The organism is Allobosea sp. P2_A10 (assembly GCF_056405115.1).
Map to the genome: position 1 here is coordinate 61,893 of NZ_JBFUCS010000016.1, position 14,086 is coordinate 75,978.

At 63.5% G+C, this 14,086-nt stretch carries 12 protein-coding genes; 2 read left to right on the top strand and 10 right to left on the bottom strand.

Annotation, left to right across the window (positions count from 1 at the left end):
* Positions 1-16: 16 nt before the first annotated feature.
* The 4 genes from AC1DZY_RS20460 to AC1DZY_RS20475 are packed head-to-tail and all read right to left on the bottom strand — an operon-like array spanning position 17 to position 4,219.
* Positions 17-1,114, bottom strand: coding sequence for a Gfo/Idh/MocA family protein (locus AC1DZY_RS20460; RefSeq protein WP_476821992.1), 1,098 nt, complete (start codon positions 1,112-1,114; stop codon positions 17-19).
* Positions 1,115-1,151: 37 nt separating this feature from the next.
* Positions 1,152-2,000: a carbohydrate ABC transporter permease gene (locus AC1DZY_RS20465; RefSeq protein ID WP_476821993.1), complete on the bottom strand. Its 849-nt coding sequence runs from the start codon at positions 1,998-2,000 to the stop codon at positions 1,152-1,154.
* The gene (locus AC1DZY_RS20470) at positions 1,993-2,928 is read right to left on the bottom strand and encodes a carbohydrate ABC transporter permease (RefSeq protein ID WP_476821994.1); all 936 of its coding nucleotides are present in this window, start codon (positions 2,926-2,928) and stop codon (positions 1,993-1,995) included. Before AC1DZY_RS20470 ends, AC1DZY_RS20465 begins: the two co-directional genes overlap by 8 nt.
* Before the next feature lie 31 nt (positions 2,929-2,959).
* A complete protein-coding gene (locus AC1DZY_RS20475; protein ID WP_476821995.1) occupies positions 2,960-4,219 on the bottom strand; it encodes an extracellular solute-binding protein in 1,260 nt (419 codons plus the stop codon).
* A gap of 150 nt (positions 4,220-4,369) precedes the next feature.
* Between AC1DZY_RS20475 and AC1DZY_RS20480 the strand changes: the two genes are divergently transcribed.
* The gene (locus AC1DZY_RS20480; RefSeq protein ID WP_476821996.1) at positions 4,370-5,128 is read left to right on the top strand and encodes an SDR family NAD(P)-dependent oxidoreductase; all 759 of its coding nucleotides are present in this window, start codon (positions 4,370-4,372) and stop codon (positions 5,126-5,128) included.
* Between the two features lie 283 nt (positions 5,129-5,411).
* Here the strand turns inward: AC1DZY_RS20480 and AC1DZY_RS20485 are convergent, their stop codons facing one another.
* The 6 genes from AC1DZY_RS20485 to rnr all read right to left on the bottom strand — a co-directional run bounded on the left by AC1DZY_RS20485 (position 5,412) and on the right by rnr (position 12,142).
* The gene (locus AC1DZY_RS20485; RefSeq protein ID WP_476821997.1) at positions 5,412-6,977 is read right to left on the bottom strand and encodes an ABC transporter substrate-binding protein; all 1,566 of its coding nucleotides are present in this window, start codon (positions 6,975-6,977) and stop codon (positions 5,412-5,414) included.
* A 621-nt stretch (positions 6,978-7,598) separates the two neighbouring features.
* Positions 7,599-7,766 carry a 50S ribosomal protein L33 gene (gene rpmG, locus AC1DZY_RS20490; RefSeq protein ID WP_038367996.1) on the bottom strand — a complete coding sequence of 56 codons (168 nt, stop codon included), beginning with the start codon at positions 7,764-7,766 and terminating at the stop codon, positions 7,599-7,601.
* 203 nt (positions 7,767-7,969) lie between these two features.
* Complete coding sequence (locus tag AC1DZY_RS20495) at positions 7,970-8,602, bottom strand: glutathione S-transferase family protein (protein ID WP_476821998.1); 633 nt, start codon at positions 8,600-8,602, stop codon at positions 7,970-7,972.
* A gap of 50 nt (positions 8,603-8,652) precedes the next feature.
* Positions 8,653-9,387: an NUDIX hydrolase gene (locus tag AC1DZY_RS20500; protein ID WP_476821999.1), complete on the bottom strand. Its 735-nt coding sequence runs from the start codon at positions 9,385-9,387 to the stop codon at positions 8,653-8,655.
* Complete coding sequence (locus tag AC1DZY_RS20505) at positions 9,384-9,827, bottom strand: DUF983 domain-containing protein (protein ID WP_476822000.1); 444 nt, start codon at positions 9,825-9,827, stop codon at positions 9,384-9,386. Before AC1DZY_RS20505 ends, AC1DZY_RS20500 begins: the two co-directional genes overlap by 4 nt.
* Positions 9,827-12,142 (bottom strand): ribonuclease R, encoded by a 2,316-nt coding sequence (gene rnr / locus AC1DZY_RS20510; RefSeq protein WP_476822001.1) that lies wholly within the window; start codon positions 12,140-12,142, stop codon positions 9,827-9,829. The genes AC1DZY_RS20505 and rnr overlap by 1 nt, the downstream gene beginning before the upstream one ends.
* Before the next feature lie 703 nt (positions 12,143-12,845).
* On the opposite strand from rnr, the gene urtA reads away from it, so the two are divergent.
* Positions 12,846-14,075, top strand: coding sequence for an urea ABC transporter substrate-binding protein (urtA, locus tag AC1DZY_RS20515; protein ID WP_476822057.1), 1,230 nt, complete (start codon positions 12,846-12,848; stop codon positions 14,073-14,075).
* Positions 14,076-14,086: the final 11 nt, after the last annotated feature.

The following is a 14,086-nucleotide window of genomic DNA, read 5'->3' on the forward strand; positions in this document are numbered from 1 at the left end:
GTCGTCATTCCCTCGCTCAATCGATCTGCCCGACATCGCGCCCGGCGGGCAGGGCCGCCGGCCGCTCGACGCGGCTGTCGATGGTGATCCTGCGGCCCTCATCGGCCGATCTCTGGAACGCCTCCATCACCTCCAGCACATGGAAGGCGAGTGCGCCGCTGGCGCGGTGGGGGCGGTCGGCGAGGATCGCGGCCGCCATGTCGGCGACGCCGATCGAGCGGAACTCGCCCTCGGCATGGCCATGGGTCAGCGCGACTGTCTCCCACGCGCCCCGCGGTTTGGCCAGCTTGACCTCGCCGCCGAACTTGTTGGGGTCCGGAACCGAGAGGCTCGCCTTGTCGCCATAGATCTCGATCGGCGCATGGGTGTGCTGGGGCACATCGAAGCTCATCGTGATCGAGACGACCGCGCCGTTCTCGAACTCGACCGTGCCGGCGACGTGGGTCGAAACCTCGACCGGGATCAGCGCGCCGTTCATCGGCTGGCTGGTGACGAGCCGCTCCAGGCGCGGTCGTGAAGTCGAGCCCATCACGCTGGCGACCGGCCCGAGCAATTGCACAAGATCGGTCAGGTAATACGGGCCCATGTCGAGCATCGGCCCACCGCCGCGCAGATAATAGAAGCCCGGCGCCGGGTGCCAGCTTTCATGGCCCGGGCAGCCGAAGAAAGCGCTGCCGCCGACCGGCCTGCCGATCGCGCCGTCGTCGATCAGCTTGCGCGCCGTCTGGTGGCCGCCCCCGAGAAAGGTGTCGGGCGCGCAGCCGACGCGCAGGTTTTTCTGCGCGGCGAGGTCCATCACCTTGCGTGCCTCGACGGTGTTGATCCCGAGCGGTTTTTCGGAATGGACATGCTTGCCGGCGTTGAGCACGGCGAGGCTGACATCAGTATGGGCCAGCGGCACGGTCAGATTGACGACGATCTCGACATCGTCGCGCTTCAGGAGCTGGTCGACGCGCAGGCCCGGCACGCCGAATTCGGCGCCGCGCTTTTCGGCTGCGGCGCTGCGCATGTCGGCGACGGCCTTCAGCTCCAGCATCGGGAAGCGACGCATCGCCTCGAGATATTTCGTGCTGATGTTGCCGCAGCCGACGACACCGATTCCGACCTTCCGCATTCCCGTTCTCCCGTTTCGATATGGCGGCGCTCGCGGCCTAGCCCTTGACCGCGCCGGCGGTCAGCCCGGCGACGATGTGCTTTTGCGCGAGGATGAAGAGCAGGAAGGTCGGCAGGATCGTCAGCGTGATGAACGCCAGGATCAGATGCCATTCCGACGAGAATTCGCCCTGATAGATCATGATGCCGAGCGGCCAGGGATACATCGCGTCCGAGTTCAGCATCACCAGTGGCAGCAGATAGCTGTTCCAGCTATGGACGAAGGTGATGGTGCCGACCGTGGCGAGGATCGGCCGCGACAGGGGCAGCGTCACATGCCGGAAGAAGTCGATATAGCTGCAACCGTCGACCAGCGCCGCCTCGAGCAGCTCATGCGGCAGATCCTTGAAGAAGCGGCGCAGCAGCAGGATGCTCATGGCGAGACTGAAGGCGACCTGCGGCAGCGCAACGCCGAGATAGCTGTCGAGCAGACCGAGATCGCGCACCTTGATGAACAGCGGCAGGATCGCCGTCGCGGCCGGAAATAGCAGCCCCATGGTCAGATAGCTCAGCAGCATCGCGCTGCCGAAAAAATGGATATGGGCGAAGACGAACGCCGCCATCGAGGCGACGATCAGCGTCAGCACCACCGTCAGGGTCGCGATCACCAGCGAGTTCCAGAGCAACTGCCAGTAGCGCTGCGAGAACAGGATCCCGGTGTAGTTCTCCCATTCCCAGGTCTGCGGCAGCCCGAACGGGTTGGTCCGTAACTCGCCGAGCGATTTGAAGCCGCCGAGCACCGTCGCCAGCAGCGGCACGATCACCACAAGCGCGACCAGACCCAGAAAGACGGCCTTGTAGAACGGCACGAGATCGAGCGGGCGGCGCGGGGTGTAGGCGTCACTCATTGCGCATGAACCAGCGCTTGTAGGTGATCGCGAAGGTGACGCAGATCACGAACAGGATGACGCCGATGGCGCTGCCATAGCCGACGCGCATGCGCGAGACACCGTGGTTGTAGAGGAAGCTGACCATGGTGTTGGAGGAATCGGCCGGGCCGCCGCGCGTCAGCGGCATTACCAGATCGAACAGTTGCAGCGAGCCGACGACGGCGAAGAACACCGAGAGCCGGATCGTCGGATAGAGCAGCGGGATCACGACATAGCGCAGCACCTGCCAGCGCGACGCGCCGTCGATCCGCGCCGCCTCGACAAGATTGCGGTCCATGCCTTGCAGCGCCGCGATGAACAGCATCATGTGGAAGCCGAAATATTTCCACACCACGACGATCAGGATCGCCAGCATCGAGGTCTGCGTCGAGGCCAGCAGATGCGGCGCTTCCGCCCCGAAGGCACGGTAGATCGAGGCCAGCAGGCCGTAATTGCCGTCATAAATGAAGCTGAAGATCAGGCCGGTCGCGATCTCGGCCAGCACATAGGGCAGGAAGAACAGCATCCGGAGCACCACCGCGCCGCGAAATTTCTCGGCGAGGATCAGTGCGAGCGCCATCGCGAGCGGCAGCTGGATCGTCAGGGAGACGACGATGATCAGCAGGTTGTTCTTGAAGGCCGTGCCGAAACCGCGCGAATCGAAAACGAAGCGGTAGTTGTCGAGGCCGATCCAGCGCGTCGGCTTGCCGAAGCCGTTCCAGTTGAAGCCGGAATACCAGGCTGCCTCGCCGATCGGCAGCACGACGAACAGCGTGAACAGCATCAGCGCTGGCGGCAGAAACAGGATCAGCGTGGCGAGACGCGAATCGATCGTCCCGCGCCTCGCCCTGGCCGCAGGCGCACGCGCCTCAGGCTGGATCGCAATCGTGCCGCCGCGCTGGGTCATATCCGATCCCGATCCCGGACCCGCGTTTGCCTCAATTGCCCTGCTTGAAGCCGTCCTGGATCGCCTTGGCGGCCTGCTTTGGCGTCATCGAACCGCCGGCGATCTCGGCGACCGCATCGTTCACCACCCGGCCGACCGAGGGGCCGAGGTCCTGATCGTAGAAGTTTTGATGGTAGTTCGAGGCGGCGATGTTCTTGGCCACGTTCTGCATGAAGGCGGCGCTGAGCGCGGCTTCCGAACCCTTGAAGGTCGGGATGATGAAGTTGCTCTTCGCGAGCTCGCGCTGGACCTCGTCGGAGACGAAGGCTTTCAGGAATTCGATCGCCTCCTTCGGCGCGCCCTTCGTGACGAGCCAGCCATTGACCCCGCCGAGCGTGTCGGTGGGCTGGCCCTTTCCGCCGGCCGGCATCGGGAAATCGATCCAGCCGAGCCTGTCTTCCGCGATGCCCTTCTTGTCGGCGGCGAGCGCGCGCTGCGTCGCGGAGTGATGCGAGATGGCGAGGTTCATCGCCGCCTTGCCGTCGCCGAAGAAGCCGAGCGCCTGCTGGTTCTTGAAGCCGAGGAAGCCGGTCTGGAACGGCTCCAGATCGACGAGCTGCTTCATCAGCTCGCCCGATTTCTGGAAGACCGCACCCTCGAAGCCGCCATCCTGACCCTTGATCGCCGCCTCGAAGGCGGGCTTGCCGCCGAGGCGGACGGCCAGATGCGTCCAGTAGAAATGCAACGGCCACTTGTCGGCGCCGCCGACCGCGATCGGCGTCACGCCGGCAGCCTTGAGCTTCTTCACCGCGTCGAGCAGATCATCCCAGCTCTTGACCTTGGTCCCGTCGACGCCGGCCTTGGCGAAGAGGTCCTTGTTGTACATGAAGCCGACCTGCGAGACGTTGTAGGGCAGGCCGTAGAGCTTGCCGTCGACGGTGAAGGCAGCCACGGCGCCTGCGGACAGGTTATCCTTGTAGGCGCCGACGCCAGAGGTCATGTCCTCGAGCACGCCGGCCTCGACCTGGGCTTTCAGGACGCCGCCGGCCCAGGAATAGAGGATGTGCGGCCGGTCGCGCGATTGCAGGATCGTCGGCAGCTTGGCCTTGTAGGCCTCGTTCTCGAGGAACTGCATCTCGACCTTGGTGCCGGGATTCTTCGCCTCGTATTTCCGCGCCATCTCCTCCCAGATCTTAACCTGGACGGGGTTCTGCTCGATATGAAGCCATTTGACCGTTGTCTGAGCCGCAGCCGAGACGGCAGCGAGCGTCAGCCCGCCGACGGCGAACGCCAGAGTCCTGAGAAATCCCATCGCAACCTCCCATTCCCGGATTTTTACCGGGTTGTCGGCAGATTATCTCAATTTCTGAGGTGCGCAACTCAAAATCTGCGCTATATGTTTGCAGGGCGGGCGCAGTGTCATGATGCGTTCGCCGATTTGGCCCTGCTGCAGGAGTTGCCGATGGCTGCCGTGTATTCCGACCTCGCCGGTAAGGTCGTTCTGGTTACAGGCGGTGCGTCGGGGATCGGGGCCGCGATCTCGCGTCATTTCGCCCGCCAGGGCTCGACTGTCGTCATGTTCGATCTGCTGCGCGAAGCGGGCGAGACGCTGGCGCGGGAGCTGACCGAGGCCGGTTCCCCGGCGCATTTCCAGCATGTCGACCTGACCGACATCCCAGCCTTGCGGGCCGGCATCGCGCAGGCGCAGGCGCGGCACGGCGCGATCGCGATCCTCGTCAACAACGCCGCCCATGACGAGCGCCACGCCACCGAAAGCGTTACGCCCGAGTATTGGGACGACCGGATCGCGGTCAATCTGAAGCACCAGTTCTTCGCGGCGCAGGCCGTCCTGCCGGGCATGAGGGCTGCCGGAGGCGGCGTCATCATCAATTTCGGCTCGACCTCGTGGATGGCGGGTCAGGGCGGCATGGTGGCCTACACCGCCAGCAAATCCGGCGTGATCGGCCTGACGCGTTCGCTGGCGCGCGACTACGGCCCCGACAACATCCGCGTCAACGCAATCGCGCCCGGCTGGATCATGACCGAGCGCCAGATCGAGAAATGGCTCACGCCAGACGGCGAAGAGGAGCTGATGCGCCGGCAATGCCTGAAGCGCCGGCTGCTACCCGACGAACTGGCGAAATTCACGGTCTTCCTCGCCTCCGATGAGGCCTCCGCCTGCACCGCGCAGCATTATGTCGTCGATGGCGGCTGGGTTTAGGTGGCCTTGAAGCTCGCCTGGATCCAGGTGCCGCGGGTTGCAGACCTGTCGGGTCCATGCCGATCCCAGCCTGACTGCGGACGGCCGCCTGTTCTCGCGCAGGACATGTCTCGCCAAGCGTTAGATCTCATGGCAGCGAAGGTAACGACAGAAGGCTGGGCGCGGCGCGTGCCAAAGACCAAAGGTGTCGATGGCTTCATCTGCCTATGCCCAAGGAAAGGCCGGTGCCGGATAGGCGGAAAGGCCCTTCACCCATCCGCAGTAATGCGCAGACCACCATCGATCACGCAGGCCTGACATTGTACGGATAGGGAGCTATCCCCTGCAGAACACCAGTGATTGATTTGCGGTACGCCGTTTTGATGAAGAAGCGCCCGACAGGGATCGTTGTGCAATCTTCCATTGCAAGCGCTCCTATCGCCTCAGCGATACGCGTGCGGTTCGCTTCATCCTTGGCATCGAGCCAATCCTGTATCATGGCCTCCGCTTTGGGGTTCTCCGGCCAGCCGAACCAACCAGATGCTCCCTGTTCGCGAACCAGCGAGGAGACCGCAGGGTTGGAGTAGTTTGGTGCGCTGCCAAAGCTGTGAAAGACGCTCCAACCTCCCTTGTCGACGCTCTCGCGGCTCGCCCTTTTCTGCACGACCGTACCCCAGTCGCTTTCGCGGAGATCGACGTTAAAACCGACGCGTTTCAGGATGTCGGCGGTGACCTGCCCGAGTGGACCGATCGCTGGAAAATCCGTCGGGTTGATGACGACAGTCTGCTCGCCCTTGTAGCCTGACTCCGCGAGAAGCTTCTTTGCAGCGTCGATATCGCCTCTCATCAAGGTCGAGCCATAATCCTTCTCGTACGACGTCCCGCACGGATAGGGGCTTCGGCAGGTCGACCAGAGCGATTTGTCATCGCCCTGCACCGCCTGCATGTAGCTTTCCTGGCTCACCGCCATCATGAAAGCCTGGCGCACCTTCCTGTTGTTGAACGGCGCCTGAAGATGATTGACGCGTGCGAAGGCGTGGCGTCCGCCGGGCTGGTCGATCTGTAGGGTAATCCCTGCTTTCGCCAGAACAGGCAGCAGATCGGGGAGTGGCTGTTCCCACCAGTCGATTTCGCCGTTCTGAATGGCGGCCGCAGCGGTTGCGGGATCTGGCATGATCGTCCATTCGATGCGCGGAAAATGCGCGATCTTGGCCCCTGAGCCCCATTCGACGGGCTCTGATCGCGGCACATATGCGCTGAATTTCTCATAGGCGCAGCGGCTACCCGAGACGTATTCGCCGGGAAGGAACCGGTACGGACCGGAGCCGATCGCCTCGGTGAAGGCCTTGTAAGGATCGGTCTGGGCAAACCGAGCCGGCATGATCCAGGCGATACTGGAATCAGGTTTTGCCAGCGCATCGAGGAGAAGCGGGAAGGGACGCGTAAGCTTGATAACAAGCGTTTTGTCATCAGGGGTTTCGTAGCGGTCGACCGTCTTTCCCATGATCTGACCGAACGTGTCTCGCTTGCTCCAGCGCTCGATGCTCGCCGCGCAATCGCTGCTGCGCACCGGAGACATGTCGTGGAACATGAGGCCATCGCGCAACTTGATCGTCCATGTGAGACCGTCGTCAGAGACCTGATGCCCCTGCGCCATCTGCGGGCGGGGCTTCATATCCGCCCCACAAGCGTATAGAACGTCGTAGACGTAATAGGAGTGGTTGTTGGTCACTGTCGCGGTCGTCCAGATCGGATCGAGCGACGTCAGATTCGCTTGTGGGACGAAGCGCAGGGTCGCTACCTTCTGCGCGATCGCGGGCGAAGCGATAAGCGTGGCAGCAGTTCCCGCCAGAAATGTACGGCGTCGCATTGCAGTCCCCCCAATGTTATTTTGATGGAAGGTATCCTTTTGCCGCGAGGTAAGCGATGCCTTTCTCAGCCCTGTTCTCACCGTATTTTAGCAATTGAAGCAGTAGCCAAAGTGAACGGACATGGCCTCCCACTTCCGTAAGAGGTAGGAGAAATGCCGTGATAAGCCGCGCAGACGAGCGTCTGGTTTCTGACAAGCGCCGAATGTCAGCAAGCGGCGCATTTCTTCGGGAAGCGGTGAGGGCCAAATCGGCCTCTGCTGAACCCTCCGACCCCTTCGACCCAGTCGCCTTGTCCAACGATGCCGTCGGCCTCGGTCATTGATCAATTTCCCTGCAATCCAGCACCTGCCATCGCATTGGAGCAGTCCGGCGGCTTGACCTGTTTGCGACGGCAACGCCTGATCACGGCATTTGACTGTCGATCGCCAGATGGGCTCATTGGATTGGCTGATGCTTTGCCTGCTCAATGCTCGCCGCGCCGAGCATCGCCTCAAGCTTGGCTAAAAGCTCAGCGCTAAACCGGAGTTGCGTGCTGGCTTGGCCGTAGACTTGGACAGAAAAAGCCGCCCCAGAACGGAGCGGCTTTTCGAAGCAAAAACAATCGGCTAGACCGATTGGTGTTACTTGATCTTGGTTTCCTTGAACTCGACGTGCTTGCGCGCGACCGGGTCGTACTTCTTCTTGGACATCTTCTCGGTCATCGTGCGCGAGTTCTTCTTGGTGACATAGAAGAAGCCCGTATCGGCGGTCGAGAGCAGCTTGATCTTGATGGTCACGGCCTTGGCCATGGGGATATTCCTCGAGCCTTGCGGGCCAGCGAGGCCCTCAGAAAAGAAAATGGCCGGGCGGACCCGGCAAACCGTCGGTTGGGGGAATGCCGCAACAGCCCGGCGAAGTCAAGAAAGAATGGTCGGGCTCCCTGGCATTTCGGCGATCCGGGCAGGGCGAACCGTCTCGACCCTGCCCGCAACGCCAAACGGCGCGCCGGGGCTCAGCCGCTGGGCGGGGTGTTCTTGAAACTCCCGAGCGACTGGATTTTCGTCCACCAGTCGTTGAAGCCTGCGACATCGGAGACGGCCGCGAGGTCGGGAGTGAGCGAGACGTAGAACACGATCGGCGCGAGATAGAGATCGGCAAGACTGAGATCGCCGGCGATGAAAGGCGACGACCCCTTGGTCTTCATCGCGAGTTCGATGACCTTGCGGCCGTTGGCAATGCCCTTCTGCCGGGCATCTTCGTTCTGGCCGCCGACGAAATCAGGAAAGAGATGGAACGCGGCGACGCCGCCGAGCAGCGCGCCATAGCCGTAGGAATCGATCAGGCCGACGACCATATCCATGCGGGCGCGGTCCTTTGGCGCTGCGGGAACCAGAGATTTGCCGGGCAGCACGTCGTTGAGATAACGCGCGATCGCCGATGTCTCGAGGATCGTCATGCCATCATGTTCGATGACCGGCACCTTGCCGAAGGGGTGGCGTGCGAGATGCTCTGGCGTGTGCGGATCGCCCGCCAGCACGTTCAGGGGGACCTGCCTGACGTCGGCTGCGGCTTTCTCGGCGAGCAGCATCTTGATCGTGCGGACATAGGTGGAGCCGTTGAAGCCCCAGAGCGTGATGGTCGACATGCATTCATCCTCTTCACGTCTGTGCAAGACGAAGTGCTACGCCGCGAATATTACAGTTCTTCCCGGACGAAGACGCCCTTCTTCTCCCAGAAATAGGGTACCGGCAGAAAAGGTCCAAAGCCAGCGCTCAGCCGCGCCTCGACCTCCCGGAGAATCACCTGCGTGATCGTCGGCAGGTCGAGCTTCTGGGCCTCGGCGAAGGTGACCCAGACCAACTCGATCAATTCCGAGTTCTCGCCGGTGACGCCTTCGACCTTACCCGCGAGTGCGCTGTAGTCGAGCGCGAAGAAGCGCGTGTCGAAGCGCTTGGGCCGGCGTGGCGGCGTCACGGCGCGGGCGACGAAGCTCAGCGCTCCCAGATCTGGAAAAATGCCATGGCTGGCGAAGTCGGTCCATGTGCCGGCAGGCGGGTTTGCGGGTGCGCCAAGATCGGTTGCGCCGAAGAGAAGGCCGGTCTCCTCGAAGGTCTCGCGAATGGCGGCCAGCGCCAGTGCGCGAGCCTTCATCGGGCTTGGTCGTACCACGCGCTTCATCAGCCGCTCTTCGCAAACCTGCCCGAGCGCGCCTGTAGCCGTCATGCGGCGATCCTCTGGGTCGATCCGGCCGCCCGGGAAGACGAACTTGCCAGGCATGAACTTGTGGCCGGGATGACGCTTGCCCATCAGCACGCGCGGCGTCTTGCCGGACCTGTCGAGGATCATCACGGTCGCGGCGTCTTTCGGACGCAGATTGAAGGTGACGCGCGCCCGCTCGGCCTGCGTCAGAAAGACCGCGTTTTCGTTCACGAGTTGGCCACCGCGGCACCAGGTTGACGTTCCGGCCGGTCGGGCTCGCCGCCAAAGCCGTGCATGCGCAGCGCCCATTGCAGGCCGACCACGCCGCCCTTGACCGGCTGCATCATCGGCACGGCGAGCAGAACGGTCAGCGCCGGCCAGATCGTCATGTGAAGCCACATCGGCCATTCGGCGTATTTCTCCGCCATCAGCAGGCCGCCGACGACGATATGGCCGACGATGGTGATCACCACATAAGGCGGCAGGTCGTCGGCGCGCTGGTGGTGCAACACCTCGCCACAGGCCTCGCAGGCATCGACCGGCTTCAGGAAGGCGCGGAAGAGCTTGCCTTCCCCGCAATGGGGACAGCGCCCCATCAGGCCGCGGCCGATCGCCAGACGCCAGTCGCGCTCGGCGGGCCGACCTTGAGATATGTGAACCTGCACCGACATCAGCGCCTCTTGCCGGGCTTCTTTCCGCCCGCCTTGACGAAGGACGATTTCGCCCTTCCACGCCCTGGAAGTGGTGGTCGTGAGGCCTTCGTTCCAGAGCGTCCTGGTGTCACACGCCGCCCTTCCGAGAGCAACTCGAAACGCAGCGCGCCAGCCACAGGCGCAGCCTCGACCAGCTTGACATGGACACGGTCGCCCAGCCGCCAGCTTTCGCCGCTGCGCTCGCCGGTCAGCGCATGCGCCGCCTCGTCATAGCGATAATAGTCCGCTCCCAGCGTCGAGGCGGGGACGAAGCCGTCGGCCCCGGTGCCGTCGAGCTTGATGAACAGCCCGGCGCGGTTGACCCCGCCGACGCGGCCGTCGAAGGACGAGCCGATCTGGTCGGCGAGGAAATGCGCGATCAGCCGGTCCGTGGTCTCGCGTTCGGCCGCCATCGCGCGTCTTTCGGCTGCCGATATCCTGGTCGAGATTTCGCGCAACTCGGCGAGCGTCGCGTTCTTCGGCAGGCCGTCATCGCCGAAACGCTGCGCCGTGATCAGCGCGCGATGCACGATCAAGTCGGCATAACGCCGGATCGGCGAGGTGAAATGGGCGTAGCGGCGCAGGTTCAACCCGAAATGCCCGTAATTCTCGGCGACATATTCGGCCTGCGCCTGCGTCCGCAGAACGACCTCGTTCATCAGGAGTTCGTTCTCGGAGCCCTTGATCATGCCTAAGATGCGGTTGAACAGCACTGGCCGCAGCGCGCCGTCCCGGGGCAGCTTGATCCCGATCGAGGCCAGCACCTCGCCGAGCGCGCGCATCTTTTCCAGCGAAGGCTCGTCATGGCAGCGATAGATCAGGATGCTGCCGGCCTTCTCCAGCGTCTCGGCGGCCGCGACGTTGGCGAGGATCATGAACTCCTCGATCAGCCGGTGCGCCGCCAGCCGTTCGGGCACGATGACGCGGTCGACCGCGCCGTCGGGCTTCAGGACCAGCTTGCGCTCCGGCAGGTCTAGGTCGAGCGGCTGGCGCAGATCGCGCGCCCGCGAGGCGATGCCGTAGGCCGCCCAGAGCGGCATCAGGATGGAATCGCGGATCGGCGCTGTCGTATCGTCGGGCTTGCCGTCGATGGCGGCCTGCGCCTGCTGGTACGAAAGCTTCGCCGCCGAGCGCATCAGGATACGATGGAAGGAGTGGCTCTTCTTTTCGCCATCGGCCTTGAGCACGAGCCGCACCGCCAGCGCCGGCCTGTCTTCGCCGCCGCGCAGCGAGCAAAGGTCGTTGGAGATGCGTTCGGGCAGCATCGGCACGACGCGATCGGGAAAGTACACCGAATTGCCGCGCTCCAGCGCCTCGCGGTCGAGGCTGGAGCCGGGCCGGACATAGGCCGCGACATCGGCGATCGCGACCGTGACGACGTAGCCGCCGGCGTTGTCGGGGTCGCTGTCGGGGGCGGCATGGACCGCATCGTCATGATCCTTGGCGTCGGCCGGATCGATCGTGATCAGCGGCAGGTCGCGCCAGTCCTCGCGCCCGGCGGTGCCGGCTGGCCGCACCGAATCGGCTTCGGCGATCGTCGCCGGCTTGAATTCGTTGGGAATGCCATGGGCGTGGATTGCGATCAGGCTGACCGCGCGCTCCGACTTGATCGAGCCCAGCCGCTCGCGCACATGCGCCTCGGACGGGCCGAAGCGCGTTTCGTTGCGCAGCGAAACCGAGACGAGATCACCGTCCTGCGCGTCCGCCGTGCGCCCTTTCGGAATCAGCGCCTCGCGGCCCTGCGCCTTCTTGTCGATCGGGATCAGCCGTCCCGATCCGTCGGGCAGGGCGCGGAAGATGCCGAGCACCTGCGCCTTGCCCTTGCCCATGATCTTCAGCACGCGGCCAGAATAGAGAAAGCCGTCGACACCCTTCAACCGCGTCAGCTTCAGCAGGACATGGTCGCCGACGCCGGCCGCGGGCGCGGCATGGCGCTTGGCCCTGAACTCGCGCACGCGTTCGATCAGAATGCGCGGGGCCGTGCCCTGATCGGCCTCGTTCCACTCCAGCGGCGCGGCGAAGAGGTCGCCGTCGCGATCCTTGCCCTTGATCTCCGAGAGAAGCACCGGGGGCAGCGCGCCGCGCGGATGGGACGCAGCCCCGCTGCCGGGAGCATCGGTCGCCTCGTCTTCCTGGATCTCCTTGAGCAACCGCTTCAGCCAGATCTTGCCGCCCCCATCCATGCCGAAGGCGCGCGCGATCTCGCGGCGGCCGGCCTCGCGGCCAGCGGCGCGTTCTGCCTCGATGAAATCGAGGATTGCCTCGCGGCTGGGCTCAGGCGCCGACGATGACACGATACGGACTCACGGGGTGGGGGCAGTAGGAGATGGACACGGCCTCTGTCTGCCATGCGCGTCGCCGCGACGCCAGAAGGAGCGGTGCCGCCCCAACCTGCAACGAAAGAAGGGCTGTCCTTTCGGACAGCCCTTCCATTGTCGAACCGCGGCCCGGCGAACCGGACCCAAAGGCGCGAAAACTCACGCGGAACAAGACCCCCACTGGGAATGAGTCCAGGTCCGCCCGCTTTGCTCCAGCGGTTGATGACAATGAGACACTGGATCACCTCCTTTCAGTTGTTACCGACAGACACAGGCTAGGGCGATTCTTCGCAGCTCGTAAATGCCAAAAAACGCGCTGTCTCAGCCTCGTGAAAAGCAGGAAAAGCCGGCAAAATAGCTGCAGCTTGCATACATGCTCAATCGCGGGGCAGTTAAATCGCCTTATAATTAGGCAGCATTAGCCGTATTGCATCATCGTTGCGTCCGGGTTGGGCTTTATCGCAGGAAATGCCGCCAGCTTTCGCTCTGCGACAGAGATTTGCGGCAGGTCGCGGGCCCATTGCACCGTTGGCACGTCGCTTGCGAGCCCTGCCGCACGGGCCGGGGAGGCCTGTCGGCTCTCTCGTGAAGAGCGCCGTTCAACAGGGATCGTTCGGGGGACATGTCCGTGAACAACACTCGTCGCGTCATTTTGGGCGCCGCGCTGGCTGGAGCCACAATGCTGGGCTCCTTCCTGCCGGCTGCGGCCCAGGAAACCATCAAGGTCGGCATCCTCCATTCGCTCTCGGGCACGATGGCGATTTCGGAGACCACGCTGAAAGACGTCATGCTCATGCTCATCGACGAGCAGAACAAGAAGGGCGGCGTGCTCGGCAAGAAGCTTGAGGCCGTCGTGGTCGATCCGGCCTCGAACTGGCCGCTCTTCGCCGAGAAGGCGCGCGAGCTCATCGCCAAGGACAAGGTCTCGGCCGTGTTCGGCTGCTGGACCTCGGTCTCGCGCAAGTCGGTTCTGCCGGTGTTCAAGGAGCTGAACTCGGTCCTGTTCTACCCCGTCCAGTACGAGGGCGAGGAGAGCGAGCGCAACGTGTTCTACACCGGCGCCGCCCCCAACCAGCAGGCGATTCCCGCCGTCGATTATCTCGCCAAGGAAGAGAAGGTTCAGCGCTGGGTGCTCGCCGGCACCGACTACGTCTACCCGCGCACGACCAACAAGATCCTTGAGGCCTATCTCAAGTCGAAAGGCGTGAAGCAGGAGGACATCCTGATCAACTACACCCCGTTCGGCCATTCCGACTGGCAGACGATCGTCTCCGACATCAAGAAGTTCGGCACCGCCGGCAAGAAGACCGCCGTGGTCTCGACCATCAACGGCGACGCCAACGTGCCGTTCTACAAGGAGCTCGGCAACCAGGGCATCAAGGCGACCGACATTCCGGTCGTGGCCTTCTCGGTCGGCGAGGAAGAACTCGCCGGCATCGACACCAAGCCGCTGCTCGGCCATCTCGCCGCCTGGAACTACTTCCAGTCGGTCAAGACGCCCGAGAACGAGGCCTTCATCAAGCAGTGGAAGGCCTACAAGAAGTCCGAGAAGGCCGTCACCAACGACCCGATGGAAGCCCATGTCATCGGCTTCGCCATGTGGGTGAAGGCGGTCGAGAAGGCCAAGTCCACGGATCCGGACAAGGTCATCGACGCGCTGCCCGGCATCGAAGCGCCGAACCTGACCGGCGGCATCTCCAAGATGCTCCCGAACCACCACATCACCAAGCCGGTGCTGATCGGCGAGATCAAGGCCGACGGCCAGTTCGACGTGGTCTCGAAGACCGGTCTCGTCGCCGGCGACGCCTGGTCGAAAGAGCTCGATGGCTCCAAGGACCTGATCGGCGACTGGGTCGAGAAGAAGTGCGGCAACTTCAACGTCAAGACCGGCAAGTGCGGCGGCGCTTGATCTGATCAATG

Excerpts from the sequence above, each read along its gene's own strand:
- AC1DZY_RS20495 (WP_476821998.1), bottom strand. The coding sequence starts at position 8,602 with ATGTCGACCATCACGCTCTGGGGCTTCAACGGCTCCACCTATGTCCGC.
- AC1DZY_RS20475 (WP_476821995.1), bottom strand. The coding sequence starts at position 4,219 with ATGGGATTTCTCAGGACTCTGGCGTTCGCCGTCGGCGGGCTGACGCTC.
- AC1DZY_RS20480 (WP_476821996.1), top strand. The coding sequence starts at position 4,370 with ATGGCTGCCGTGTATTCCGACCTCGCCGGTAAGGTCGTTCTGGTTACA.
- rpmG (WP_038367996.1), bottom strand. The coding sequence starts at position 7,766 with ATGGCCAAGGCCGTGACCATCAAGATCAAGCTGCTCTCGACCGCCGAT.
- urtA (WP_476822057.1), top strand. The coding sequence starts at position 12,846 with ATGCTGGGCTCCTTCCTGCCGGCTGCGGCCCAGGAAACCATCAAGGTC.
- AC1DZY_RS20465 (WP_476821993.1), bottom strand. The coding sequence starts at position 2,000 with ATGAGTGACGCCTACACCCCGCGCCGCCCGCTCGATCTCGTGCCGTTC.
- AC1DZY_RS20505 (WP_476822000.1), bottom strand. The coding sequence starts at position 9,827 with ATGTCGGTGCAGGTTCACATATCTCAAGGTCGGCCCGCCGAGCGCGAC.
- AC1DZY_RS20460 (WP_476821992.1), bottom strand. The coding sequence starts at position 1,114 with ATGCGGAAGGTCGGAATCGGTGTCGTCGGCTGCGGCAACATCAGCACG.
- AC1DZY_RS20485 (WP_476821997.1), bottom strand. The coding sequence starts at position 6,977 with ATGCGACGCCGTACATTTCTGGCGGGAACTGCTGCCACGCTTATCGCT.
- AC1DZY_RS20470 (WP_476821994.1), bottom strand. The coding sequence starts at position 2,928 with ATGACCCAGCGCGGCGGCACGATTGCGATCCAGCCTGAGGCGCGTGCG.